We start from the raw sequence: 24,640 nt of genomic DNA, 5'->3' as shown, positions 1-24,640 counted from the left end.
TCTACCGCAAGGCTGCAACGCCGCCGGATGCGGATTTCATCCCTCCGCAACAATCGGGGTCACCGGCCGGCAGGGATGCACCTCCCGCTCGACGCGCGGCAGCAGCTCCGGGACGTAGATCTCCCGGATGGCCGCGCCGGAGCCGTGCGCCTCCCAGTGCGCCCGGTCGGCCCACCGCTCGACCAGGACGAACCGGGCCGGGTCCGCCTCCGACCGGTACGCCTCCCAGGCGACGCAGCCGTCCTCGGCCAGGCACAGCGGGCGCATCCGGGCCAGCGCGTCGGCGACCGCCGCGATGTCGCCGGCCGCACGGACCCGGATGATCACCACCAGGTCGAACATCAGCGCCCCCCGGAGCCGCCGGACCGCTCCGCCACGGTCCGGGCCAGCTCGGGCAGCCACTCGGCGGCCGGCGTGAACCGGTGGCCCAGCGCCGCCGCGCGGTCGGTCGCCATGCCGAAGTCGGCCGGGCAGGAGAACGGGGACAGGTCCGGGTCACCGGCCGCGTCCGCCTTCTCCACCACCCGGGCCGTGCGCCCGGTGACCGCCTCCACCGCGCGGCACACGTCATGGACGCCGACGGGGTCGGGCGAGGCGACGTTGACCGTGCCGGTGACGCCGGAGACGGCCGCGGAGGCGAGGAAGCCGGCGACGTCACGGGCGAGCACCAGGGAGGTGCGGCCGGGGCGGGCGTGGGCGACCACGGGCCACCCGGCCCGGATCCGGTCCAGGTGGAACCTGAAGCGCCCGGTGAAGTCGTCCTCGGCGGCCAGCACGTGCGCCACCCGGGCCAGCACCACCGGCACGCGCGCCCGGTCGGCCAGCACGGCCTCGGCCTGCCGCTTGCCCTCGCCGTAATGGACGTCCAGGTAGGCGGGGTCCGCCCAGGGCAGCGCGGTGTCGTACGGGTAGCGCGCCGCGTCCAGCTCGTCCTCGCGGGCGAAGGCGCTCATGGGCGGGGCGGGGGGCCGCCAGCGGAAGGTGTCCGCGTTGTACACCTCCATGCTGCTGGTCAGCACGATCTTCCCGGCGCGGTCGGCGAAGGCCGCGCAGGTCTCGGCGGCGGCCAGGGGCGTGTAGCACATCTGGTGCACGACGGCGTCGAACCGCTCCCCCGCGACCGCGGCGGTCAGCTCACCGGGACCGTTCACGTCGGCGCGCAGCCGCCGCACCGCGTCCCCGAAGGCGTCGGGGGTACGGCCGCGGTTGACCACCGTGACGCGGTGCCCCTCGTCCAGCAGCCGCCGCACCAGCAGCTTGCCCACGAACCGGGTGCCGCCGATGACGCAGACGTCAGGCATCCGCCGTCACCTGCTCCTGCGGGTCCGGCGCGACGGGGGCGTCCCGGCCGGTGGCGGGCTCCCGGTCGGCCAGGCACACCAGCGCGCATCCGGCCGCCACCGCGGCGGCGACGTACCAGTTCGCGCCGGGCACGCCGAGCGAGCGGGACAGGTCGAAGAGGATGCCGGCGAGCAGCGAGCCGGCCATGTTCCCGGCGCTGCGGAAGAAGTGCATCGCGCCCATGGCCTTGGCGAGCCGGTCCTCGGGGACCTTGTGGGCGACCCACATGTCGAACGACGGCACGAAGAGGATGTCGCCGAGCACGACGGTCAGGCAGCCGGCGAACACCCAGCCGGCGCTGCGCCCGGCGCCGAAGGCCAGGAACGCCAGGGTCATCCCGGTCAGGCCGATCGCCATGACCGTGCCGGGGTTCAGCCGCTTGATGAGGGTCTTGAACAGCGGGTACTGCAGCACGAGGACGGTCAGGCCGGTGATCCAGAAGGGCGCGGAGGGCGCCCAGCCGTGCACGTAGGTCTCCATGTGCAGCGGGATGCCGACGATGAAACCGATCGACAGGAACCAGAAGACGGCCGACAGCAGGAAGTAGCGGGTGGCGCCGCGCACGTCGATCCCCTTGAACACCGCCGTGCTGAACAGCGGGGGACGCCCGGCCGCGGGCGTCGCGGCGCCGTCCTTGGGCCGGAAGCCGTCACGCGGGATGAACGCCGAGGAGGCGAGGCAGAAGCCGATGAAGATCGCGAACACCACGGAGAACAGGACGCGCAGGTCCACCCCGGCCAGCGCCCCGCCGAGCAGCGCGCCGCCGAGCAGACCGACCTGTGCCGCCATCTGGAACGTCGACAGCGCCTTGGGCCGCTCGTCGTCCGGGTAGGACACGAGGACGTTCTTCAGCCCGGGGAAGGCGGTTCCGGAACCGAACCCGATGAACAGCGCGAGCACGCTGTAGGTGACCACGCCGCTGCCGAAGCCCATGAGGAACAGGGCCGTAGCCTCCAGGGCGGTACCGGCGAACACCGCGCCCCGGATGCCGGCACGGGCGGCGACACCCTCGTAGAAGAAGGTGGCGAGGAGGCGCCCCACGTAGGTCATGCACATCACCACACCGGCCCAGAAGCCGCTGTCGGTGCCACCGAGCGAGGCGAGGAAGAGGGGGAACCAGATGTAGTTGCCGATGTGGGCGAGGAAGATGCCGGCGTTGATGCCGATCAACGCCCGCCTGCGTTCAGTGGTCACGGCGTGGCCTTTCCGTTCGGTGCGGTGGCGCGCAGGCCCGCGATGGCGCGCGCGAGGGCGGGACGGTCGACGGGCACACCGCGGACGACGGTGGCCAGCGGGAGCGCGGTCAGGGGCGCGCCGGGGGCGTGCAGGTTGTACGTGGCGCACGCGCCGGTGCCGAGCGGGCCGGCCGGGGAGGCATCGCCGCGCAGCTCGTCGAAGTAGCGACGGCCGGTGAAGGTGGCCTGGTGGCGCAGGGCGTGGTCGAGCGTGGGGTCGTCGCCGCGCAGCAGGCCGAGCTCGCTGAGGAACGAGTAGCCGTGGTAGGCGCCCGTGTTGCCGGAGTCGGTGCCCACCAGCAGGCTGCCGTCGCGCAGGGCGGCCAGCGCGTTGCGGCGCATGTCGGCCAGGGCGGCGGTACGGGTCTCCTGGCAGCCGAACCCGATGCCGTACGGCTTCTCGATGCCCCGGACGAACTCCAGGTTGGCCGGGTCCTGCGTGAGCGCGAAGCTCTCCCGGCCGTACTCGGCGAGGAACTCCTCCCCCGTCATGACCATCGGGCGCAGACCGGCCAGCGTGGAGACGAACCGGGCGCCCGCGAACTCCGCGCGTTCGGCCGCGCCGAGGGTGCGGTCGCGCACGGTGTGGGCGAAGAGCCGGAAGCCGCACGCGTAGGCCCAGCGGGTCTCCTGGAGGGTGTTGCAGTCGATGACCGCGGTGATGCCGCGCTCGGCCGCCGTCCGGGCGGTGAACCGCAGGACCTCCTCGGACAGCCGGGAGAACTTCACCGGACTGCCCGGCTGTTCGGTGCCGTCGGTGAACATCACCTTCAGGAAGGTGCCGCCGCGCGCGGCGTTGGCCCGCAGCGCCTGGTCCAGGTCGGCCTCGACGCCGATCATGTACACCGGCGCCGGGAACTCGACGCCGTGTCCGGTGCGTCCGGCGGCGTCGGTCAGGGCCGTGACCGCGTACCCGCAGTGGACGATCTCCGGGTACGGCCACGGCGAGGCGGCGGCGCCCTCCCGCCAGGCGTCGGCGACCAGCGGGAAACCGAACATGTCCACCACGTGGGTCACCCCGTGGTAGAGGTACTGCAACGCGATGATCCGCGGGTCGTCGGCCGTGTCGTCCCAGTTGGCGGGCAGCGAGACATGGGCGTGGGTCTCGGTGTAGCCGGGCCACAGCTCCCGCTCCCCGCCGCGGCGGGGTCCGGTGGCCTCGAAGCGGGCGAAGACGCCGTCCTCGACCGTCACGTCGAAGACGGTGCCGGTGTCGAGGCCGGGGACGGCGACGCCGGAGAGCACCTGTCGGCTCACCGGGCCACCTCGACCCGCATCCCGAGGTCGATCAGGTCCAGCGCCTCCTCGCACCGCTTGTTGACCTCGGTGCGGTCGGCGCCGGTGAAGATGACGTGCCCGATCCAGTCGAAGTTGGAGCGGGACAGCCGGGTGACCTGGGTGCCGGGCTTCTTGTAGGCGAGGGCGTCGTGGTAGCCGGGCAGAGCGGTCAGCGCGTCGAAGCCGATGCGCTCGACCGTGCCGGCGACGGGGGCGCCGAACCAGTGGCCGCCGGCCGTGGTCGCGCCGGGGAAGGGCAGCTCGGGGCGCTCGCCCAGGGCCTGCCGGATGACCTCCAGGTACGGGTCGACACCCGAGCTGAGCTGCATCAGGGTCGGCACGATCCCGCCGATGAGCCGGCCGTTGACCTCGCACAGCACCGGGCCGTCCGGGCCGAGGAGGTACTCGGTGTGGATGAAGCCGAAGTCCACGCCGAGCCCGTCCAGGACACGGGTGGTCATGGCGAACAGCTCGTCCTGGAGCGGGTGTCCCGTGAAGTAGGTGGCGCCCATCTCGATGAAGTGCGGGAAGCCGCTGAGCGGCCGGTCGGTCAGGCCGAGGTTGACCACCTCGCCGCTGCCCAGCACGCACGACTCCACCGAGATCAGCTCGCCGGTGACGAACTCCTCGATCAGCACATCCGGGATACGGGTCACGCCGCGCCCGTAGTCGGCGACGTCCGCCAGCTCGGCGAGGTAGCCGCGCAGGTCCTCCTCGTCCTTCAGGTGCAGCACGTGCAGGCTCGCCGTGCCGTCGGAGGGCTTGACCACGCAGGGGAAACCGATCTCGCGGACGGCGGCCTCGACGGCGGCCGGGTCGTCGGCGTCGGCGACGTGCGCGAAGCGCGGCTGGCGGATGCCGGTGCCGTCCAGGGTGAGGCGGGTGAGGTGCTTGTGGCGGGCGTTGCGGGCGCCGTCGACGCTCATGCCGGGCAGGCCGAGCGCCTCGGCGACGGCCGCGGTGTGGACGGTGTGGTACTCGCTGTAGGTGGTCACCCCGTGGACCGGGTTCTCCTCGTGCAGCCGGCGTGCCAGCGCCGTCAGCTCCTCGATGGAGAACGCCTGCTCGCTTTGGACCACGTGGCACTTGGGGTGCGCGTAGGCGGCCTCGGCCAGCGGGGAGGCGGCGAGGTAGAAGCCGGGGTCGACCGAGACGAGGGTGACCTCGTGGCCCAGCTCCAGGGCGTTGGCGATGCCGGCGATGCCGTTGGGGTTGCATTCGATCATCAGGATGTGCATGCCAGGCTCCTTGAGTGGTTGGTGGAGTGGGGGGCGCCGGCCCGGGTCAGGGCGTGCAGGACGGCGTTCAGATCGAGGCCGAGGGCGGCCATGACCTCCGCGTGGTCGCCGCCGTGCGAGGGCCAGCGGCGGTCCGCGGCGACGGAGGTGACCTCGCAGCGGGGCAGCAGCAGGGCCAGGGCCTCGGCGACGCCGCCCTGGCCGCGGTGTTCCTCGACGACGACGAAGTGGCTGTGCCGGCGGGCCAGTTCGGCCGCGGACCGGGTGAGGTGCTCGTGGTCGGCGTACACCAGGTGCGCGTGCGCGGTGCCCGGCGTCAGGGTCCTGGCCTCGACGGCCAGGCGGGTGCCCTCCTCACCCACCGACACCAGGCAGACGGCGTCCGGACCGGCCGGGAACTCCCAGTTCACGTCCGGTAGTTCCGCTCCGGCCGGCAGGTCGAGGGAGGTGTAGCGGGCGTTGCGTCCGGTACGGATGTAGTGCGGGCGCCCGGAGCGGGCCGCGGCCCGGACCACCGCGCGCATCTCGGCCTCGCCGTGGGGCGCGGCGATGGTGACGCCGGGGATGCTCCGCAGGATGGCGAGGTCCTCCAGGCAGTGGTGGGTGGTGCCGAACCAGGCGCCGGAGACACCGGCGTACGGCGCCACCACGGTGACCCCGGAGTTCAGGTAGCCGAGGGTCAGCTTCAGGCTCTCGGCGGCGCGCAGCGCGGCGAACGGGGCGAAGGTGCTGACGAACGGCCGGTAGCCGCCCGCGGCGAGGCCCGCCGCCATGTCGACCATGGCGCCCTCGGCGATACCGAGGTTGAAGAAGCGGCCGGGGTGGGCCGCCTGGAAGGGGTGTCCCTTGCCGCCCAGGTCCGCCTCCAGGCACAGGATCGAGGGATCCAGTTCGGCGAGCCGGGTCAGCTCGTCGCGGTAGGCGTCCCGGCCGGAGAGCGGCGCGGGGGCGGCGGGGGTGCCACGGGTGCCGGCCACGGTGGTCGTCGGGTGGCTCTGGGCGGCGGGGGTGTCGGTCACGGTGGTCATCGGATGGCTCGCTTCCACTTGGCGGCGCGGGCGGCGTCGATGGTCACGTAGTGGGAGCCCGCCCGGCCCTCCACGGCCGGTACGCCCTTGCCCTTGACGGTCCGGGCGAGGACGGCCAGCGGCCGGCGCTCGGCCCGGCGGTCGTCGGCGAACACCTCGGTCAGCGCCGCGAGGTCGTGCCCGTCCACCTCCACCACGTCGAACCCGAAGGCGGCGAACCGCTCGGCGAGCCGGGGCAGCGGCGAGATGTCCGCCACGAGCCCGTCGTTCTGCCCGCCGTTGACGTCCACGACGAGGACGAGGTTGCCCAGCTCCCGGGCGGCGGCGACCTGGCAGGTCTCCCAGACCAGGCCCTCCTGCAGCTCGCCGTCGCCCGCCACGGCGATGCCGAGTCCCCCCTGGCCGCCGATCCGCCGGGCGAGCGCCCACCCCGCGGCGTAGGGAACGCCGTGGCCGAGGCTGCCGGTCGGGAACCGGACGCCCGGCACCCCGGGTCCGGGGTGCCCGGTGTACGGCTCGCCCGCCAGGCCGTAGCGCGGGGCCGGATCGTCCGGCAGGACGCCGCTGACGTGCAGCGCCGCGTACAGTCCGGCGGCGGCGTGGCCCTTGCTGAGCACGACCTCCGTGCCGTCGCCGGCGGCGGCCCGGTCCAGGGCCGCGAGGAGGATGTCCAGCACGGACAGGCTGCCGCCGAGGTGGCAGCCGCGCGGGCTCGCCGCCATGTCGACGACGAGACGGCGAGCCGCCACGGCCCGTTCGGCGAGGGTGGCGAGATCGGCCCGGAGGGTGACGGGCCGCTCGGTCACGGCGGTCATCGACGGCTCCCCTCGGGCAGCGAGAACCAGCGGTTGACCGCGTCGGCGAGCAACGAGCGGGCGGTGCGGTACTCCATGGCGCCGATGCGCTCCTCGTCGGTGTGGTCGAGGGCGGAGTCGCCCGGTCCGTACGCCACCATCGGCACGTCGTGCCAGGTCGTGGCCAGGGTGTTCATGTCGGAGGTGCCCTTCTTCACCACGAACCGGGGACGGATCCCGGCGTCGGCGAAGGCCCGGGTGAAGACCTTCACCAGGGGTCCGGATCGACCGCCGGCGTAGCCGGGCGTGGCACGCAGCACCTCGACGGTGACGCCGTCGCCGGTGTGGGCGAGCGCGGCGGCGCGCAGCGCGTCCAGGTCGGCGCCGGGCGGCACACGGAAGTTGAGGATGCCGGTGCCCCGGCTGTGCTGCCGTCCGCTCTCGCTGCCGACCTCGATGACGGCGCTGAGCGCGTCCGGTGCGGCGGCCAGGACGCCGGCGCGGATGTCGGCCAGGGCGCCGATGAGGCGGTCCGGTGCGGACACCGCGTCCAGGCCGGCCGAGTGGCCGGTGGTCACGGCGGCCGTCACCCTCAGCTTGAACAGCCCGAAGTAGCCGAGGGTCAGCTTGTGCGCGCCGCTGGGTTCGCCGATGACGACCGCGTCCGCCGGGTAGTGGTCGCGGGCGTGGAAGGCGCCCTTGGAGGAGGAGATCTCCTCCTCGACGGCGCCGACCACGACGAGCCGGCCGTCCTCGGGGATGTCGGCGTGCGCGAGTACCTCCAGGAACGCGGCGAGGCTGGCCTTGGCGTCGACACTGCCCCGCCCCCACAGCTCCTCCCCGCGCCAGGCGGCGGGCCACCGGTGCGGGACCGTGTCGAGGTGGCCGAGGAGCAGCAGCCGGCGGGAGCCGCGGCCCCGGGCGGCGACCAGGTTGCCGACCGCGTCGACGTGGGCCTCCATGCCGCGCTCCCGGCACCATTCGGCCAGGTAGGCGGCGAGTTCGGCCTCGTCGCCGGAGACGGACGGGACGCCGACGACCCGGGTGAGCAGGGTGAGGTCGGCGGTGGGCTGCCGGGTGCGCCAGAAACGGGTCCAGCCGGTGAGGTCGCCCATGGTGTGCGGGCCGGTGATGGCCACGTCCGCGCTGCCGCCCTCCAGGGCGATCTCGGCGGCCCGGACCTTCTGCCGCATCCTGCCCCCGGCGTAGCGCGCCGCGTCGCCGGGGTAGGCGTCGGACAGCGTCGAGGCCGGGTCGGCCGGGTCGGTGAGCAGTCCGGCGGTACCGGTGACCAGGCGCAGGTGGTCGGCGTCCAGGGCGACTGCGAGGACCGCGGCCAGCACGTCGGCGTCGACGTTCAGCGGGGCGCCGCCCGCCGCGTCGGCGACCGGCGGGGACAGGCAGACGACGTCGTACGCCTCCAGCAGGGCCGTCAGCCGTACGGTGTCGGCCTCGGTGGGCAGGCCGGCGCGGTGGTCGCGGACCACGACGGGCCGGTCCTCGGCGCTCAGGGCCTTCAGCGGGCGGTTGGCCCGGCCGGTGACCAGCCCGCCGCGGGCGGCGACGGCCGTGAAGGCGTTCAGCCCGAGGTCCCTCAGGCCCTGCTCGACGGCGGGCAGGGTGACCCGCTCGTAGGCGTCGACCAGGTGGGGCATCTCCTCGGGCGGGCAGTAGCGCACCTCGTCGCCGCCTGCGAGCCGGAGCCTGGGCATCGGGCGGCCGATCGCGGTGTAGTGCCGTTCGATGCCGGTGGCGCCGCCGGCGATCATGAGCACCCGGGCGCCGCGGGCCACCAGGTCCGCGATCTCCTTGAGCACGATGCCGTGGTCGAGGGTGGCGCTGCCCGCCTTGACGACGTACAGGGGACGGGTCATGGCGACACCGCCGTGGTGGGCAGTCCGGCCGACTCGGGGAAGCCGGAGATCAGGTTCATGGCCTGCACGGCCTGCCCGGCGGCGCCCTTGATCAGGTTGTCGAGGGCGGCGACGGTGACGCACTGGCCGTCCCGGACGGCGATGGCGACCTCGGCGACGTTGGAGCCGACGACGGCCTTGAGCATCGGGAAATCCTGCGGTGCCTTGGGCGCGGGACGCACCCGTACGAACGGCCGGCCGACGTACGCCTTGGCGTAGGCGCGCTTGACGTCCAGCGCCGTGACCCCGTCGCGCAGTTCGCTGTAGGCGGTGATCATGATGCCGCGTGCCACGTCGAGGCTGTGCGTGGAGAAGCGCAGGTCGACCGCGGTGCCCGTGAAGTCGGCGAGGGCCTGCCGGATCTCCGGGGCGTGCCGGTGGCCGTGCAGCTTGTGCACGCGGAAGTTGCCGGTGCGTTCGGCCGGCGGTTCGCCGCTGCCGCGTCCGCCGCCGGTGGAGCCGGTCTTGGCGTCGACGATCACGCGGCCGGTGACCAGCGGCTCGTCGTGGGCGAACAGCGGGTAGAGGGCGTAGACGGTGGTGACGGCCATGCACCCGGGCAGGTTGACGAAGCGGCCTTCGGGGACGGCGGGGCTCAGCTCGGGTACGTAGTAGGCGAAGTCCTCCTGCGGCGGGTGGGCGGCGGTGTCCGGGTAGTGCCGGCGGATGTCGCCGGTGTCCCGCAGCCGGAAGTCGCCGCCGAGGTTCAGCACCCGCTCGGCGCGCTGGGCGATCAGCGGCAGCCGCTCGGGCAGCGTGCCGGTCGGCAGGCAGCCGAAGGCGATGTCGACGGGGTCGGTGTCCGCCAGCTCGGCGAGCGGGCGGAAGGTGAGGCCGGCCGCCCGCGGATGGTTGCGCAGCCAGGGGTGGACGCTGCCGACGGCGGCGCCCGCGGCGCGCTCCGCCGACAGGAACGCCAGGTCGACGTGGGGGTGTTCGAGCAGCAGGCGGATCACCTCGCCGCCGGTGTAGCCGCTGGCGCCGATGACGGCGACGCGGATCCTCTGGGGCGCGAGCGTGTCAGCCAAGGCGGGCCGCCTTCTCGTACGGGCGCCGGTACTCGCGCGTCTCGACGAGCTTGCGGATCGCGTCGGGCCGGCGGGCGACCTTCCGGAAGGCGTCGGCGTAGCGCAGGATGCGCTCGTACTCGACCGGGGAGCGCAGCTCGCGGCAGAGCACCAGGGTGGAGTCGAGCATGCCCAGCGTGACCGGGAAGTCCTGCGGGCGGTGGTCGCGTACGGCGGCCGGGTTGAGCGTGAACGGGTAGCCGCCCCCGAAACCGTCGCGGTGCCGGAACGGCAGGTGGCACGGGATCGGTGTGTTCTGCCACTCGCGGGCCGGTACGCCCTCGGCGACGAGCAGTTCGTGCGCCGCCTCCTTCACCGCGAACACCGGCAGGTCGTCCAGTCCGACGGCCTCGGGGCGCAGGGTGATCCGGTACATGTTGTAGGCGTGGACGTGGCCGTCGGGCACGTGCGGCGGCGCGAACAGGCCGGTGCCGTCGAGGGCCTCGCCGAGCAGGGCGGCGTTGCGGGCGCGCACCTGGTCGTAGTACGGCAGGCGCCGCAACTGGCTGCTGCCGAAGGCGGCGGCGACCCAGGACATGCCGTAGTCGATGCCGTGCCGCTCCAGGTAGGCGGTGGCGCGCTCGTACGCCTCCCCGGTGGCGAAGAAGGCGATGCCGCCCTCGCCGCCGAGCGGGAAGTTCTTGTCGGCCATCAGGCTCTGTCCGGCCGCGTCGCCGAAGGACCCGGCGACCCGCTCGCCGATCTTCGCGGAGTGGGCGTGCGAGGCGTCCTCCACCAGGGCGATGCCGTGGCGGTCCGCGAGGGCGCGCAGGGCGGGCACGTCGGCGGGCAGGCCGTGGACGTGCACCGGCATCAGGGCGCGGGTGCGGTCGGTGATCGCGGCGGCCGCCGCCGCGGGGTCCATGCAGTAGGTGACCGGGTCGATGTCGACGAACACCGGGACGGCGTGGGCGGCGACGACGGCCTGTGCGGTGGCGATGAAGGTGAACGCCGGGACGATCACCTCGTCGCCGGGCCGGACGCCCGCGCCGACGAGGGCCATGTGCAGGCTGGAGGTGCCGCTGGCGGTGGGCAGGGCGTGGGCGGCGCCGACGTACGCCCGGTAGGCGTCGGCGAAGTCGGCGACGACCTTCTCCGGGGCCTGCCGCTGGGCGAGCATCAGGTTGAAGACGTCTTCCTTGGTGATGACCGGGAAGAGCGTTCGGCGCAGCGCCTTGGGGATCATCTCGCCCCCGCCGAGGGCGGCGAGTTCCTCCTCGACGGCGGCGGCGTCGGGAAGCGGCAGCGGGGCCGCGGGAAAGTCGGTGATCATGAGCGGGCTCCGGAGGGGGCGGCGGGGCGGGCCGCCTGGGTCAGGGCCATCCGCGCGCAGGCGGCCACGAGCGGGCTGAGCCGGTAGTTGAACTGGACGCCGGGCACCAGGGAGAGGTCGGCCTCCTCCTGCGTCCACATGGTCCGCAGGTCGTGGGCGCCGAAGATCTTCAGCCGCTCGGCGCGGGCCCAGATCAGCTCGTCGTCGGTCAGCACGGCGGCGGCCGGCCCGAAGCCGAGGCCGGTGAGGTCCACCACCAGCGCGGGGGCGGTGGCGCGGGCGGCCAGTTCGGGCAGGCGGTCGGCGTTCTGAGGGTCGAGGGCCACGTGGTCGTACGTCACCGGGCCCCCGTCGGCCGTGACGGTGACGCCGAGCCAGTCGAGGAACGCCCGGCCGGCGTCGTCGATGTCCGCGACGACGGCGGTGCCGCCGTGCCCGATGCCCTGGCCGGCCACGGCGGCGTGCAGGGCGCCGGTGCGGCTGTTGAGGAGGACGGCCTTGGCACGCCCGGTCCGCTTGGTCAGCAGCCGTTCCAGACCGGGCAGTTCCCGGTCGCTCTTCTCGATGCTCATGACCACGCCCGAGGTGAGGACGCGGGTGAGCACCGTGGCGGTGTCGAACAGTTCCATAGGTGTCGGTTCTTCTCCGGTCTTGTGCGGGCCGGTCCGGGTCATACGGCCGCGGCGGCGAGCTGCTCCGCGACGTACGCGGCGAGCAGGCCCGCGACGTCCACGCCGTGCCGGGCGGAGGAGCGGGCGAACTCGGGATTGGCGTTGACTTCGAGCACGAGCAGGTCCCCGGTGGCCCGGTCCTCGACCAGGTCCACGCCGTAGAAGCCGGGGCCGAGGACGTCGACGACCTGCCCGCAGAGCTTCTCGATCTCGGGGCTGACCTCGATGCGCCGGACCTCGGCGCCCAGGTGGGTGTTGGTGCGCCAGTCGTCCGAGACCCGCTGGATCGCCACCACGGGGCTGCTCCCGACGACCACCACCCGCAGGTCGTGGCCCGGCTTGTCGACGTACTCCTGGACGACGACGGGGAACAGCTTGCCCGAGGCGTCCGCCGATTCACGGCCGCCGGCCCACGCCTCCACGCACTCGGCGTTCGCCATCTTGGTCACCCCGCGTCCCCACGACCCGCTGACCGGCTTGACGACGGCGGGCAGGCCCAGCTCCGCGACGCGCGTGCGGACCTGGTCGTAGCTGAAGGCGTGCCGGGTGGCGGGGTGCGGGATGCCGTACCGGGCGAAGAGCAGGGCCTGGAGGCCCTTGTCGTTGCAGGTCTCGATGGCCGCGGCCCTGTTCAGGGTGGTGACGCCGGCGTGTTCCAGCCGGCGGGAGACGCTGATCGCCTCCCGGTGGGACAGATTCCTGATCAGGGCGAGGGAGGCCATGCCGGCCTCTCCCGCCACGACCGCGGAGAGGTCCTCCAGGAGCAGCGGACGCGCCGCGAGCCCCTGGGCGCGCAGCGCCCCGAGGAGGAGTTTCTCCTCGGGACGCAGCATCGTGACCGAGAGCAGGATCTGGTCGGCGTCCGTCACTCGCCCCAGTCCTCTTCCACCTCGGGAGCGAGGTCGAGACGTACCGCGGAGTCGGACTTCTCGACCACCTCGTGTTCCTGCCCGCAGGCGGTGCACTCGGTGATCTCGCCCTTCTCCCAGTCCTCCTGCACCTCGAATTCGGTATCGCACACGAGGCACTTCGGGGCCATTACAGCAAGGCTCATTCGTTGTCTCCTCACAATTTCGGCATGCGGACATGGCCGTACGGCCGTTCTTACGGAATAACTGCTACCGGACGGTGCGCGCCGGCCGGCCCCCCGGCCGGCGCGCACGTCAAACGGTCTGCCGCTGCTCAGCTATGACGGATCGTCAGATCCGGAGGTCGCTGCTCATCCCCAACTGTCATCGCTCATGTGCGCGACCATGCTGGTGGCCGTCCCGGTGTCGCGGCCGGCACCGGCAAGGCCGGCGGAGAATGCGAGAGCCGCGGTGAACACCGCGACGGCGCCGGTGATTCTGCGGACCAACTGAGAGCGCTTCATTTCCAGTCCCCCCTGGACACGTGCGGGCGGCCATTCATGTGATCGCCGCCCCTGCACGGAAAAGAATGCCCCGCCGGGGAAGTTGCCGGAAGCGATTCCAGGCCTCATGATCTTGCACTGCGGAAGTACGAAGGGGGCGGCGTGTGCAGCAAAACGGACATAGGTGAGGGTGACGGCCAAACAGAACTCTGCCGCGAGGGCGCGGAGTTCTACCGGAGCGCCGTACGGTCCGGAAGAGCCGTACGGGAGCGCGTCCCGGACTGTCTGCTCGCGCTCGGCCTGCTGACGCCCGCGGTGGGCGATCCGCAGACACTGGTACCCGTCCCGCCCGAGGTGGCCACGGCCGCCCTGACCCGTCCCCTGGAACAGGGGATCCTGGAGAAGCAGCAAGCCCTGACCGCCGTCCGTACGACGATGTCACAGGTGGAGGGCGTCTACCGTGATCTGCGTCAGAAGGACGCCGGCGTGGTGCAGCGGCTCACCGGCGCGTCACTGATCAGCGCGGCGGTGGACGAGGCGGCCCGGTCGGCCGCACGCGAGGTGCTGACCGCGCATCCCGGCGGCGGCAGGCCCGAACACATGCTCGCCAGATCCCTGCCGCTCGCCCTCGAGGCCCAGCGCAGGGGCGTGCTCCAGCGCCGCCTCTACCAGCACACCGTGCGGGCCCACGGCCCGACGCTCGACTACATCAAGGCCGTCACCGCCGTCGGGGTGGAGGTACGCACCGTGGACGAGGTGTTCGACCGTTTACTCATCTACGACCGCTCGGTGGCGTTCATCCCCGACATGGAGAAGGAGCACCGCGACCACGCCCTGCGGATCACCGATCCGGGTGTGGTGCACTTCCTCGTCTCGATCTTCGAGCACGCCTGGGAGCGGGGCGATCCGATCGTCTACGAGCAGGACCAGCAGCGCCCCAGGCTGCTCACCGACGAGACCCGGCTGCGGGTGCTGCGCCTCATGGTCGACGGTTACACGGACGCCGCCATCGCCGGCCGGCTCGGCATGAGCACCCGCAGCGTGGCCACCCATCTGAAGAAGGTGTCGGACCTGCTCGGCAGCAAGAGCCGGGCCCAGCTCGCCTATCTGACCGCCCAGAGCGGCCTCCTGGACGAACCGGAACCCGGCATGTCCGCCGGGCGGGACGATAGCTGAGCCCGGACGGCCGTCAGGTCACGGTGTGCGTACCCGCAGGAATTAGACGCGGGTGGTCTGGGCGGCGTTCTGGTTGTCGTCGCTGACCAGGAGGACCCGCAGGCGGCCCGTGCGGTCCCGGCCCGTGACCGTCATGCCCTCGATGTTGTCCAGCAGCGGATCGGGCTGGGGCTGCCTGGCCGTCGCACCCAGGGACGGGCAGGCGGCGATGTCGGCCAGCAGGGTCTTGCGGGCCGGGCGGACACCGTCCTGGCCGGTCAGGTTCTCGATGCCGCTCGTGTCCGTGGCGTGGCGCAGGTCGGCCAGGTAGAGGCGGACCGTGTTGCCCACGCCGGCGGTGAAACCGCGCTCCAGGACGAGGAGGCGGCCGTCGGGGGTGGCCCGGACCTCGGGAACGCCGAGACCGGCGTCGGTGCGGTAGGCGTACTGGGCGGCGAGCCGGAAGTGGCCGCCCGCGGTGCGGCGCCAGGTCTGGAAGCGGACGATGCCGGCGGTGTCGCCCGAGAGCGCGTACTCCATGGAGGCCAGCAAGGTCCGGCCGCCGGGCAGCAGCGTCAGGCCCTCGAAGGTCTGGTTGGCGGTGGCGCGGCCGGCCGGGGCGGTGCGCAGGGGGGCCGGCACCGGGAGCCGGTCGAGGATCCGCCCGTCACGGGAGTAGCGGCGCACGGACGGCTCGGTCTCGGAGGTGATCAGCCGGGTGCCGTCGGCGTCGACGGCGAGGCCCTCGGAGTCGAGGCCGGCGCCCGTCTCGTCGGCGAGGCGGACGACCGACTCGGGCCGCAGGGTACGGGCGTCCAGGCGGAGCAGGGACGAGCGGTCCTCCAGCGCCGCGAGCGAGCCGTCCCGGTCCACGGCGAGGGCGGACAGGTTGCCGACGAACGTGCCGTCGTACGTCGTCCTGTCGAGCGCGTCGGAGAAGCGGTCGAGCTGGACGCGGGGTGAACAGGCATGGCCGGGTGGCGTGTCGGCGGCGGCCGGTCCCGCGGTGAGGCAGGTGGCCGCCGCCAGGCCGGCGGCGAGAGAGGCGAGTACGGTTCTCGGGCGCATGGCGGTCACCGTAGAACGGGACGGTGTCCGGCGGGAGACCGCCCCGTGAAGCCGCGGCCCCGGATCAGCTCCGCGGCGGTACGGCGACGAGCGCCTCGCGCGGCTGGCTGGTCGGGGTGTAGCGGGTGACGCCGGAGGTGGCCGGCACCAGGTCCTTGTGGATGGCCCTGGCGACGTTCTGGATGGTGGTGACGCCGTAGTCCATGGTGCTGTCGTCCTGCGTCAGCACCGTGATCATGTAGTCGTGGCCGGCGCCGTTGAAGGTGCCCAGGCTGTGCACGCGCCAGCCGTGCGTGGAGCGCTGCAGCCAGCCGTTCTTGACGTGCACGGAGACGGACGACGGCGCCCCGGCCGGAGTGCCCCAGCGCTGGTCCGCGACGACCTGGCCCATCAGCTTCAGGATGTAGGCGCGGGCGTTGTCGCTCAGCACGCTGTTCTTCGCGGTGACCAGTTTGAGCAGCTTCTGCTCGTCGGTGACGTTCTCCTGGGTCAGACCCCAGTAACCGTCCGCCCCCGGCACGGTCTTCGTCATCCCGGCGGCGGTCAGGAAGCCCTTGATCTTCGTCACGCCGAGCTGCTTCCACAGCTTGCTGGTCGCGTCGTTGTCCGACTCGGTGATCATGGCCGTGGCGAGTGCGGTCTCGGTGTCGGTCAGGTACCGGTCGTGCTTCTTCGCGTCCCACAGCAGCGCGGCGAGCACGGTGACCTTGACGCTGCTGGCCGAGTCGAAGGCGGTGGTGGCGTTCAGCGTGCAGGTGGTGCCGGTGGAGCGGTCGTACAGGCCGACGGCGACGGTGCCCTCGCGGTTCGCGAGGGCGGCCGTGATGTCCTTCTCCAACTTGTCGGCCAGACCCGCCTTGGCGGACGTACAACTGACGGTGGCCGTGGGTGCCGCCGCGGCCGGAAGGGCGGTGGTGCCGACGAGCAGCGTGGCACCGAGAGCGGTCGCGAGCGCGCCGGCTCGGCCGGATATCCGGTGGGTCATGAACAGAGTCCCCCTGGAACGTCGTTCGGGCGTCCTGCGGTCGTGCGCCGGCCGCGACACGCGCCGACGACTGCACGCATGTTCGCAGGCACGACAGTTCGGTGACGCAGGGGGACGGCCATCGGGACGGGGACCCGTCGACGGACCGGGCGAAACGGACAACACCCCCGCGCCGGCGGCACGTTCCGGCCATCCGGCGCGCCCGCGTGCATTCGTGCGCCCCCGCCGTACCTCTTCCCCCACCGCCACCGGCACCGCGAGGCTCGGCGCCACGGCCGCCGCCCCGTCCCGGGGCGCGGCACGATCAGGGAGGGGAAGACGATGGGGACCACACGAGGCAGACGTCGCGCCGTGACGGGAGCCGTCCTCGCACTGCTGGCGGGGCTCGGCGCCGTCGCGGCTTCGGAGGGCACCGCGGCAGCGGCCACCGGGGATGTGCTGATCGTGCAGAAGGGCAGCTCGGGCAACCTGGTGACCCTGCAGACCTTCGTGTTCCTTCCCGGCATCGCCGAGCAGGGTGACGGCGTCCAGGCCGGGGCCACCCAGTTCGCGGTCACGAACCTCACGAACCGGACCCTTACCCTGACGGAGAGGACACCGGCGGGCGCGGTCGTCCACAGCGGCACGGTCGCCGCCGGCGGGTCCGGCACCTTCGCCGTGACGGGCGGAGACACGGTGGCGCTGACCGTACCGGCCGACTAGGACCCGGCCCGGCCCGCCGGCCCGGGAGGGCCGGCGGGCCGTTTCTCAACCCTGCGGCGGTACGGCGACGAGCGCCTCGCGCGGCTCGCTGGTCGGGGTGTAGCGGGTGACGCCGGAGGTGGCCGGCACCAGGTCCTTGTGGATGGCCCTGGCGACGTTCTGGATGGTGGTGACGCCGTAGTCCATGGTGCTGTCGTCCTGCGTCAGCACCGTCATCACGTAGTCGTGTCCGGCGCCGTTGAAGGTGCCCAGGCTGTGCACGCGCCAGCCGTGCGTGGAGCGCTGCAGCCAACCGTTCTTGACGTGCACGGAGACGGACGACGGCGCCCCGGCCGGAGTGCCCCAGCGCTGGTCCGCGACGACCTGGCCCATCAGCTTCAGGATGTAGGCGCGGGCGTTGTCGCTCAGCACGCTGTTCTTCGCGGTGACCAGCTTGAGCAGCTTCTGCTCGTCGACGACGTTCTCCTGGGTCAGACCCCAGTAACCGTCCGCCCCCGGCACGGTCTTCGTCATCCCGGCGGTGGTCAGGAAGCCCTTGATCTTCGTCACGCCGAGCTGCTTCCACAGCTTGCTGGTCGCGGTGTTGTCCGACTGCGTGATCATGGCCTTGGCGAGCGACTGCTCGGTGCTCGTCAGGTACCGGTCGTGCTTCTTGGCGTCCCACAGCAGCGCGGCGAGCACGGTGACCTTGACGCTGCTGGCCGAGTCGTAGGCGCTGGTGGCGCGCAGCGTGCACGTCGTCTTGGTGCTGCGGTCGTACAGGCCGACCGCGACGGTGCCCTTGCGGTTGGCGAGGGCGGCCGTGATGTCCTTCTTCAGCTTGTCGGCCAGGCCCGCCTTGGCGGACGTACAGCCGACGGTGGGTGTCGTGGCGGCGGCCGGGGTGGCGGCGGTGACGGCCGGTATGAGCAGCGCGGCACCGACGGCGGCGGCCGCGAGCACACCGGCCCGGCCGGATATCCGGTAAGTCATGGAAAAAGTCCCCCCTCGAACATCGAACAGGCGTCGTCTGCAACGCCGTCGAGCGCACCCATGCGCTACGGAGAAGACTCACCAGTGGGGCGGACGGCTGTACACCAGTTCAGGGGACGTGTGTTCGGCACACCGTGTCAGTCGACGATCTCCCGGGTCGCGGCATCCACCGACGTGACGTAGGGCTCACAGCCGTCCCCGTCCCCGTCGGGACGGCACCTCGGGTCGGCCACCTCCACGGACCACACCGCGCGCCAGGGCCCCTGATGCCCCTTGACGCGCTCCGTCGTCAACTCCCGGGCGTGGATATGCAGGTGCCCGGCATCGGCTCGGCTCCGCCGCTCCCGCTTCCTGACGAGGTACTCGGCCTGCCGTGCCGAGAGGAGTCCCGCGGGCAGCTCCACGTGCGTGGGGCCGAGGTCGACGGACAGCCCGTAGACGCGCCCGGCCCGGCTGATCCGCACATCGAGGCTGCGGGGCATGGCCACCCCGCGCCCCCTGAACCGCCACGAGGTGACCCACGCGCCGCCGCCCGCGTAGTGGCCCACCGCGCGCGTCACATGCCAGGAGGCCGACTCGGCCCACGGGTAGTGGGCGCGCATGTAGGCGCGGGCGACGCGGTAGGCGTCCCGGGCGTCGTGGGGCTGGGTGGCACCGGGGACGGCGTACCCCGCGCCGGAGGTGCCGGCGAAGTCGACGGTGAGCCGGCGCCCGCCAGGCCACATCAGCTCCGCGGGGAACCCGCCGGCGAACTCGACGGACATCCAGCCGTTGTAGCCGTCGACGCCGGGACTGACGCGCACGTCACCAATCTCGTACCGGTTCCCGAAGGCCTGCCGTACGGCCCGCTCGGCGGCCTCCCGCTCATCCCCGTGGGCGTCCCGGACGCTGGAACCGTCGACATGCTCCAGGGTGACCGCGCTCTGCAGCACGGTGGCCCCAAGGACACCGAGCACCCCGAGGGCAACCGCAGTGGACCTGCCCAGCGCCCGCCAGGCCACCCGGCCACGCACCGCCGACAGCCCCACGGCGAGACCGGCCAGTCCCCCGGCCACATTCATCTCGACATCGGCGCTGTCGCAGACGCCGGCGGCCAACGGGGCCAGCGCCTGGATGAGTTCGATGAGACAGGGCAGCGCGAGCACACCACCGAGCACGGGCACCGGCCGCCGCGACGCGAGCACCCCGAACAGCCCGACCGGCACGAACATCACCAGGTTCCACAGGCCCTGGGTGGTGTAGAGCGGCTCGGTGACCTCATGGTTGATCACACACTCGCCCCTCCCGGCCCCGCCCCCACGCATGGCGAGTGTGACTCCGAGCACGCCGGTGAGGCAGAACACGAACGGCACCCACCAGAAGGGCCGCTCGGCCCGGCACCCCCGAGCCACCCGCCACGCCGTCCCCCCGAGCACGGTCGCGAGGACGGTGAGTCCCCCCAGGAACCAGTGATCGTCGCCGAACACAGCCTCGAACACGTCTGCCCTCCCCCGCCGGTGACGGCCTGGTCAGGGCCGCCAGTTCATGATCACCCGAGAGGACGGCCACGACGGCCGGGCAGTTCCGTGCACCAGCTCCCCGACGACGGAACAGCACCCATCCGAGCGCAGGGGAGCCGAGAGCGGGGCCGCCCGTCGGGGCGGGGGTTCAAGCCAGATGCGTCGGCGCGAACATCCTCAGTACCGCCGGGAGTACCACCACCGACGGGCCCGGGGCGGACAGGGCGTCGATCAGGTCCCTACGCAGGGACTCCGGGGTCGTCCGGACCCCCGGGACGCCGAAGGACTCGGCGAGGGCCACGAAGTCCGGGCCGGTCAGGTCCGTCGCCGTCGTCCGGCCGAAGGCCTCCGTCATGTACTCGCGCAGGATGCCGTAGCCGCCGTCGTCGACGATCAGCCAGGTGACCGGCAGGTCGTACTGGCGGGCCGTGGCCAGTTCCGCGACGGAGTACAGCGCGCCGCCGTCGCCGGACACCGCCAGCACCGGGCGGGTCAGGCCGGAGTAGGTGGACGGGATCTGGCAGCACTGCGGTGACTGAACTACCTACATGCGAGGAGTCACCCAGGACCTACCCGAATATCACCCATCCAGAGTCGCCGCCCCAGCTCGTCGAGGTCCGCCCGCCGCTCTTCGTACTCGGGCAGCGCGATCCGCAGCAGCCGCCAGAAGTCCTCTCGGTGCCCGGACACCTTCACGTGGGCCAGCTCATGGGCGATGACGTAGTCGATCAGATGCATGGGCAGCTGGAAGAGCGGCCACCCGAGGCTCATCAGCCCCTTGGCGCCCGCCCCGGCCTGCGGCGGCCGGTACGAACCCCATCGGTCCCCCAGGTCCCGCACGTCGAGTTCCGGCTCGGCCACCCCCATGCGGGCCGCCCAGGGCTGCAGCCGATGTCCCGTCCAGTTCCGGCCGGCCCGGCAGTACCAGTCGACCAGCGCTGCCCGACCCGCCTGCGGCTGTGCCGCCAGATCCGTGCCCATGATGAGGCGCCCCGCGATCAGCCGGACTCCTCCGCCCGCCCCCTCCTCACCGGACACGGCCAGCCGGTACGTCCTCCCCAGGTAGCGGAAGACCTCTCCGTCGGCGAGCTGCTTGACGGGGCTGAGCGGGCGCGTGCGCTCCCGCTCCCGCCGCTTGGTCAGCAGCCAGTCCCGGTGCGCGCGGACGAACTGCTCCGCCTCGGCCGTCGAGCGCCCGGCCGGGGTGTGCAGGGTGAGGGTCGCGTCGGTCTCGACGGTCAGTGCGAACCGTTTCCTTCGGGCGCTGGCACACACCCGAAGGGACAGCCCGTCCACAGTGAGGTGGGCTTCGGGAGCGGAGTACGTCGAAGGATCGGCCGGGACGGTCACCCGCCTATTCTCCCCTCGCCCTGCTTCGGAACTGCCGCAGGTTGTCCTGCGCGAAGGACGCCAGGCGCTCAGCGGCGTTCTCCAACGACGCCCAGTTTCCGCCCACGGGCCGGACATCGTTACTGAGCAAGGCATCCTGGAGGTCTCCGGCCAGCATGCTGATGTCCTGGTGCTGCCCCTGGTACGACGCCCTGGCCATGACCCCGGTGGCCACGTCGCACACCTTGCCCGTGAGCCGTCTGACGTCTCCGCCATCGGCGAGCCTGATCCCGGGGGTGTCCTCCAGGATCTGCTCCACGAGCCGGTACACCCTCTGTTCGAGCGGCGTGAGACCGGCGAGTTCCGGGGACTCCTCCTGCTCCTGCCTGGCCTCCTCGATCAGCGGGCCGAACTCCTCGATCTGCTCCTCGAAGCGACCCGGCATCGTGCGCAGGATCTCTTCCAGGCGCTTGGAGAGCCTTTCGTACTTCGCGGGGTCCTCCCGCTTCGTCCGTTCCTCCAGGTGGAAGCGGAGCGCATGGCCCATCTCCGCCGCCGCCTCCTGCGGCGGCAGCCGTCGCACGGCGTCGTCGAAGGTGAGAGCCGTGAGCGAGACCGGCGGGATGACCTGGTCGATCTCGGGCCCTTCGAGGTGGTCGGCGATCATCGCCCGGACCTTGCGCCCGTACCGGCGCAGCGTGAACGTGCCGCCCTCGGCGTCCCGGCACAGCCGCCGCACCCGCTTCTGGAGCAGGCTCCAGCGCCGGGCGTCCGCCACGCAGTCCAGGGCGTCCTCGTGCGGGAGGACGCGTTCGAGGGTGGCGAGGAACTCGTGCAGCACCTCGTCGAAGCCGAACCGCAGGTCTTCGGGTTGCAGTGCGAGGGCCGCGGGCCCCAGTTTGGCGAGCTGGTCGAGCTGCGCGTCGTCGATGCCGTTGCGTCCCAGGAAGTCGCGGACCTTCTGGGCAGCGGGCCCGAGCTTGTCCACCTCGTAGGACAGATCGCGCATGGTGTCGGTGACGTCGGCGTTCCGGTACCCGGCGAGGGCGCTGGAGAGGTGCTCGAAGACGCCGTAGTAGTCGACGACGTAACCGACTTCCTTACCGGGCGAGGTGCGGTTGACACGCGCGACGGCCTGGAGCAGCTCAGCGTCCCGGATCGGCCGGTCCAGGTAGAGCACCTGTTCGCGCGGGGCGTCGAATCCGGTGAGCAGCATGGACTTTACGATCAGGAACGCGATGGGGCTGTCGGGGTGCACGGGGTCGGGCACCGAGGCGGGGAGCGGCGGCTCGCTGTTCGCGGCCTCGGACCACGGGGTGTTCATCCCGCCGGCGGGACCGGTGGGCGGAGTCAGGGCCTGCGGTGGGTTGAAGGGGGTCACCGCGACCCACTCCGGATCGGGCTTCAGCTCGGGGAACGCCTTCTGAAAGCGCTCGGTGTACGCCTCCTGGCGGCCGGCGTCGGTCCACTCCCTCCATTCCCCGCGCTTGTGGCCAGAACCCGGGGAGATGACGGGAACGAAGTCGATCCGCCGCAGCAGCGCCCGGAACTGGTAAGCCTGGTGGAGATACCGCTGTCTGGCGGACAGCTTCTCCAGTGGTGTTCCCGTCACCGACTCCGGGTCGAACTCGTGCAACTGCGCCAGCAGTTCGTCACGGGCCTTGCGCAGGGCGTGGTGGTACTGCACGGCCGCCTTCCGGCTGACGGCCGCGACCTGTGCCTTGAAGCCGCCGGGCAGCACGGTGGTCACCCAGTGCTCCAGCATGTCCTCGGCCTTCGCCTCGATCATGGGAACGGACTCGGCGACGTCCCGCTCGGTGGGCCACCGCTTGAGCAGCGCGGCCCGCTCCTCGGGGGTGCGGTCCCGGACGAGGTCGTCGAACCCCCTGTCGAGGACCTCCCCGTCACGGACCTCGCCCTCCCCGGTCCGTCCCTCGTAGCGGATACGGACGACGACGCCGTCGTGCTCGGCGTCCTCCATCCGGTACTCGTCGAGGAAGCCCCGCGGCGAGTAGCCCCGCCCGAAGATCCGGCGCGTGTCCTCCTCGCGCCCGGTGATGATCGGCGTACCCGTGAACCCGATCTTGGCGGCGTTCGGGATCGCCTTGCGCAGGGCGGCGTGCAGGACGCTGGTGTGGGAGCGGTGTGCCTCGTCGACGAGGACGAGGATGTCCGGCGACTTGTTGCACTCGGGGAAGTCCGGTACGGGGCCAGGGCTTTCGTCCTCGCTCCGGCCCGCTCCCTCTCCCGTCAGATCCCGGTCGTCCCCGCTGCCTTCCGCGTCCCCGGCGAAGGTGAAGCCGGTCCCGTACTTCTGGATCATGCCGAAGACGACGCGCCGCCCGCCGTCGCGCAGCAGCCCCTCCATTTGCGTCCGGGTTTCCGCCGTCTCGACGTCGGACTCGCTGAGCTTCAGCGTCCGTGAGAGCTGAGTCTGCAACTGGGTGCGGTCGGTGACCACGACCACCATGAACTCACTGAGCCGAGGGTGCAGATGCACGCGTCGCACCAGGAACGTCATGGTCAGCGACTTGCCGGAGCCCTGCGTGTGCCAGATGACACCGCCGCGCTCGTCCTCGGTGTCCCGCCCGGCACGGGTCCGCCCGGTCAGCAGTCTGCGGACGGCCTTCTCGGCGGCCCGGTACTGCTGGTGCCGGGCGACGGCTTTCACGGTCCGCACGGCCCCGCCGTCCGCCCCGGACTCGACGGCCATCGGGATCACGTAGTGCCGTACGACGTTGAGCAGGGCGGCCGGCCGCAGGACCACACCGACGAGCTTCTGCTGCTCGCCAAGCGGCGCAGGCGCGGCCGGGTCGGCGCCGTCCGCGAGCAGTCCGGCGGTACGCAGCTCCCGCCGCAGTGTGCCCTCCTCCTCCGGTTCGACGCTGCGCCACGGGTGGAAGTGCTCGGGCTCGGAGGTGACGGTGCCCAGGTGGGCGGTCTCGCCGGTCGCGGCGACGAGGAGCTGCACGGTCCGGAACAGTTCCGGCACACCGGCGGGGACCGGAGCCAAGGTGGCGTCGAGGTCCGGAACGGGACTCCCGGCGTAGTGACGGAGATCGAGCACGGCGCTGCGGACGGGCTCGGCGAGATCGGGGCTCTTGCACTCGACGGCGACGAGCGGAATGCCGTTCACGAACAGGACGACGTCGAGTATCGACAGCTCGCCGGAGCGACTGCGCACGCGGAGCTGGTCGACGACGGTGAAGGTGTTGCGCGTGACGAAATCCGGATGCCACTCGACGTACTGGACGGTGGCGGACGGACCACCGTGCGCGGCGGAGGGCGAGGGAAGCGTCCAGCCGTGGAGCAGCATGTCGGTAGCGGCGAGGTTCGCCTGCACGACGCCCTTGCCGAGGGAGAGGGAGGCGAGCTCGCCGACCGCCCGCCGGATGTCGTCCTCGCCCATCCAGGGCTGACCGTCACTGCCCCGGAGGTTGATCCGCCGCAGCGCGGGCCCGAGCTGGTCGACCAGCAGCGGCACAGCCGCGTCGAGCTCGTCCAACTCCACGCCCGGCACATGCGTCCACCCCATGGCCTCCAACTGCGCGACGAACGGCCGCTCCACCTCGTCCCGTTCGACGTGCACCACCACAGCCCCGCGCCTCTCCGTACGTCCCGCCGTTCCCCGGAGATCCATTCTGTGCCCAGGGGGCGGGGTGAGGGGAAGAGAGCCAGGCGTAGGACATGGCCGAGCACGCGGGCGTACGGGGCCTTTGCACCGGTACGTCCGCACGCTCG

The 24,640-nt window shown here is 72.3% G+C and carries 21 protein-coding genes and 1 pseudogene; 2 read left to right on the top strand and 20 right to left on the bottom strand.

All coding sequences use genetic code 11. The features are described from left to right. Positions 1-36: 36 nt before the first annotated feature. From D9753_RS22790 to D9753_RS22730, 13 genes are read right to left on the bottom strand one after another with little or no spacing between them, the layout of a single operon-like run. Entirely contained in the window at positions 37-342 is a 306-nt protein-coding gene (locus D9753_RS22790; RefSeq protein ID WP_121788679.1) for a putative quinol monooxygenase, read from the bottom strand. Beyond that, positions 342-1,301: an NAD-dependent epimerase/dehydratase family protein gene (locus tag D9753_RS38745; RefSeq protein ID WP_121788678.1), complete on the bottom strand. Its 960-nt coding sequence runs from the start codon at positions 1,299-1,301 to the stop codon at positions 342-344. The genes D9753_RS22790 and D9753_RS38745 overlap by 1 nt, the downstream gene beginning before the upstream one ends. Further along, positions 1,294-2,535: an MFS transporter gene (locus D9753_RS22780; protein ID WP_121788677.1), complete on the bottom strand. Its 1,242-nt coding sequence runs from the start codon at positions 2,533-2,535 to the stop codon at positions 1,294-1,296. The genes D9753_RS38745 and D9753_RS22780 overlap by 8 nt, the downstream gene beginning before the upstream one ends. Beyond that, positions 2,532-3,833, bottom strand: a complete 1,302-nt coding sequence (locus tag D9753_RS22775) for an amidohydrolase family protein (RefSeq protein ID WP_240468250.1) — start codon at positions 3,831-3,833, stop codon at positions 2,532-2,534. Before D9753_RS22775 ends, D9753_RS22780 begins: the two co-directional genes overlap by 4 nt. Beyond that, the gene (locus tag D9753_RS22770) at positions 3,830-5,092 is read right to left on the bottom strand and encodes an ATP-grasp domain-containing protein (RefSeq protein ID WP_121788675.1); all 1,263 of its coding nucleotides are present in this window, start codon (positions 5,090-5,092) and stop codon (positions 3,830-3,832) included. The genes D9753_RS22775 and D9753_RS22770 overlap by 4 nt, the downstream gene beginning before the upstream one ends. After that, the gene (locus tag D9753_RS22765; RefSeq protein WP_121788674.1) at positions 5,080-6,120 is read right to left on the bottom strand and encodes a transketolase family protein; all 1,041 of its coding nucleotides are present in this window, start codon (positions 6,118-6,120) and stop codon (positions 5,080-5,082) included. The genes D9753_RS22770 and D9753_RS22765 overlap by 13 nt, the downstream gene beginning before the upstream one ends. Further along, positions 6,117-6,935, bottom strand: a complete 819-nt coding sequence (locus D9753_RS22760) for a thiamine pyrophosphate-dependent enzyme (protein WP_121788673.1) — start codon at positions 6,933-6,935, stop codon at positions 6,117-6,119. Before D9753_RS22760 ends, D9753_RS22765 begins: the two co-directional genes overlap by 4 nt. Then, positions 6,932-8,788 carry a M20/M25/M40 family metallo-hydrolase gene (locus tag D9753_RS22755; RefSeq protein ID WP_121788672.1) on the bottom strand — a complete coding sequence of 619 codons (1,857 nt, stop codon included), beginning with the start codon at positions 8,786-8,788 and terminating at the stop codon, positions 6,932-6,934. The genes D9753_RS22760 and D9753_RS22755 overlap by 4 nt, the downstream gene beginning before the upstream one ends. Further along, a complete protein-coding gene (argC, locus tag D9753_RS22750) occupies positions 8,785-9,855 on the bottom strand; it encodes an N-acetyl-gamma-glutamyl-phosphate reductase (RefSeq protein WP_121788671.1) in 1,071 nt (356 codons plus the stop codon). Before argC ends, D9753_RS22755 begins: the two co-directional genes overlap by 4 nt. Further along, entirely contained in the window at positions 9,848-11,167 is a 1,320-nt protein-coding gene (locus D9753_RS22745) for a DegT/DnrJ/EryC1/StrS family aminotransferase (protein WP_121788670.1), read from the bottom strand. Before D9753_RS22745 ends, argC begins: the two co-directional genes overlap by 8 nt. Beyond that, positions 11,164-11,796, bottom strand: coding sequence for a PLP-dependent aminotransferase family protein (locus D9753_RS22740; protein WP_121788669.1), 633 nt, complete (start codon positions 11,794-11,796; stop codon positions 11,164-11,166). Before D9753_RS22740 ends, D9753_RS22745 begins: the two co-directional genes overlap by 4 nt. A 41-nt stretch (positions 11,797-11,837) precedes the next feature. After that, positions 11,838-12,707, bottom strand: a complete 870-nt coding sequence (locus D9753_RS22735) for a RimK family alpha-L-glutamate ligase (RefSeq protein ID WP_121788668.1) — start codon at positions 12,705-12,707, stop codon at positions 11,838-11,840. Continuing rightward, positions 12,704-12,892: a lysine biosynthesis protein LysW gene (locus D9753_RS22730; RefSeq protein ID WP_121788667.1), complete on the bottom strand. Its 189-nt coding sequence runs from the start codon at positions 12,890-12,892 to the stop codon at positions 12,704-12,706. The genes D9753_RS22735 and D9753_RS22730 overlap by 4 nt, the downstream gene beginning before the upstream one ends. 459 nt (positions 12,893-13,351) lie before the next feature. On the opposite strand from D9753_RS22730, the gene D9753_RS22725 reads away from it, so the two are divergent. Further along, positions 13,352-14,365 (top strand): helix-turn-helix transcriptional regulator, encoded by a 1,014-nt coding sequence (locus tag D9753_RS22725; protein WP_121788666.1) that lies wholly within the window; start codon positions 13,352-13,354, stop codon positions 14,363-14,365. Positions 14,366-14,407: 42 nt separating this feature from the next. On the opposite strand, the gene D9753_RS22720 is transcribed toward D9753_RS22725, so the two are convergent. Further along, on the bottom strand, positions 14,408-15,412 hold the full coding sequence (locus tag D9753_RS22720) for an esterase-like activity of phytase family protein (protein ID WP_121788665.1): 1,005 nt from the start codon (positions 15,410-15,412) through the stop codon (positions 14,408-14,410). 64 nt (positions 15,413-15,476) lie between these two features. Continuing rightward, positions 15,477-16,397: a serine hydrolase gene (locus D9753_RS22715; protein ID WP_121788664.1), complete on the bottom strand. Its 921-nt coding sequence runs from the start codon at positions 16,395-16,397 to the stop codon at positions 15,477-15,479. Positions 16,398-16,718: 321 nt separating this feature from the next. Here D9753_RS22715 and D9753_RS22710 point away from each other — a divergent pair, with 321 nt between their 5' ends. Beyond that, positions 16,719-17,099: a hypothetical protein gene (locus D9753_RS22710; protein ID WP_163010763.1), complete on the top strand. Its 381-nt coding sequence runs from the start codon at positions 16,719-16,721 to the stop codon at positions 17,097-17,099. 45 nt (positions 17,100-17,144) lie between these two features. Here the strand turns inward: D9753_RS22710 and D9753_RS22705 are convergent, their stop codons facing one another. From D9753_RS22705 to D9753_RS22685, 5 genes and pseudogenes are all read right to left on the bottom strand, one after another. Beyond that, positions 17,145-18,071, bottom strand: a complete 927-nt coding sequence (locus D9753_RS22705; protein ID WP_121788662.1) for a serine hydrolase — start codon at positions 18,069-18,071, stop codon at positions 17,145-17,147. 137 nt (positions 18,072-18,208) lie between these two features. Beyond that, on the bottom strand, positions 18,209-19,549 hold the full coding sequence (locus D9753_RS22700; protein WP_240468249.1) for a VanZ family protein: 1,341 nt from the start codon (positions 19,547-19,549) through the stop codon (positions 18,209-18,211). Positions 19,550-19,718: 169 nt separating this feature from the next. Beyond that, positions 19,719-20,063: pseudogene (locus D9753_RS22695) on the bottom strand (thiamine pyrophosphate-dependent enzyme); the annotation flags it as partial. Positions 20,064-20,128: 65 nt separating this feature from the next. Beyond that, positions 20,129-20,920: a M48 family metallopeptidase gene (locus tag D9753_RS22690; RefSeq protein WP_240468248.1), complete on the bottom strand. Its 792-nt coding sequence runs from the start codon at positions 20,918-20,920 to the stop codon at positions 20,129-20,131. 4 nt (positions 20,921-20,924) lie between these two features. Then, positions 20,925-24,494 carry a type I restriction endonuclease gene (locus D9753_RS22685; protein ID WP_121788660.1) on the bottom strand — a complete coding sequence of 1,190 codons (3,570 nt, stop codon included), beginning with the start codon at positions 24,492-24,494 and terminating at the stop codon, positions 20,925-20,927. Positions 24,495-24,640: the final 146 nt, after the last annotated feature.

The organism is Streptomyces dangxiongensis (genome assembly GCF_003675325.1).
In the GTDB taxonomy this organism is placed as follows: Bacteria; Actinomycetota; Actinomycetes; order Streptomycetales; family Streptomycetaceae; genus Streptomyces; species Streptomyces dangxiongensis.
Note: the sequence above shows the minus strand (reverse complement) of the source record. Positions and strands in the feature narration are given on the sequence as shown.

What these genes read in the sequence shown, in the direction of transcription:
- D9753_RS22790 (WP_121788679.1), bottom strand. Translation starts at nt 342, where the DNA reads ATGTTCGACCTGGTGGTGATCATCCGGGTCCGTGCGGCCGGCGACATC.
- D9753_RS38745 (WP_121788678.1), bottom strand. Translation starts at nt 1,301, where the DNA reads ATGCCTGACGTCTGCGTCATCGGCGGCACCCGGTTCGTGGGCAAGCTG.
- D9753_RS22770 (WP_121788675.1), bottom strand. Translation starts at nt 5,092, where the DNA reads ATGCACATCCTGATGATCGAATGCAACCCCAACGGCATCGCCGGCATC.
- D9753_RS22765 (WP_121788674.1), bottom strand. Translation starts at nt 6,120, where the DNA reads ATGACCACCGTGACCGACACCCCCGCCGCCCAGAGCCACCCGACGACC.
- D9753_RS22760 (WP_121788673.1), bottom strand. Translation starts at nt 6,935, where the DNA reads ATGACCGCCGTGACCGAGCGGCCCGTCACCCTCCGGGCCGATCTCGCC.
- D9753_RS22755 (WP_121788672.1), bottom strand. Translation starts at nt 8,788, where the DNA reads ATGACCCGTCCCCTGTACGTCGTCAAGGCGGGCAGCGCCACCCTCGAC.
- D9753_RS22745 (WP_121788670.1), bottom strand. Translation starts at nt 11,167, where the DNA reads ATGATCACCGACTTTCCCGCGGCCCCGCTGCCGCTTCCCGACGCCGCC.
- D9753_RS22740 (WP_121788669.1), bottom strand. Translation starts at nt 11,796, where the DNA reads ATGGAACTGTTCGACACCGCCACGGTGCTCACCCGCGTCCTCACCTCG.
- D9753_RS22730 (WP_121788667.1), bottom strand. Translation starts at nt 12,892, where the DNA reads ATGAGCCTTGCTGTAATGGCCCCGAAGTGCCTCGTGTGCGATACCGAA.
- D9753_RS22720 (WP_121788665.1), bottom strand. Translation starts at nt 15,412, where the DNA reads ATGCGCCCGAGAACCGTACTCGCCTCTCTCGCCGCCGGCCTGGCGGCG.
- D9753_RS22715 (WP_121788664.1), bottom strand. Translation starts at nt 16,397, where the DNA reads ATGACCCACCGGATATCCGGCCGAGCCGGCGCGCTCGCGACCGCTCTC.
- D9753_RS22710 (WP_163010763.1), top strand. Translation starts at nt 16,719, where the DNA reads ATGGGGACCACACGAGGCAGACGTCGCGCCGTGACGGGAGCCGTCCTC.
- D9753_RS22705 (WP_121788662.1), bottom strand. Translation starts at nt 18,071, where the DNA reads ATGACTTACCGGATATCCGGCCGGGCCGGTGTGCTCGCGGCCGCCGCC.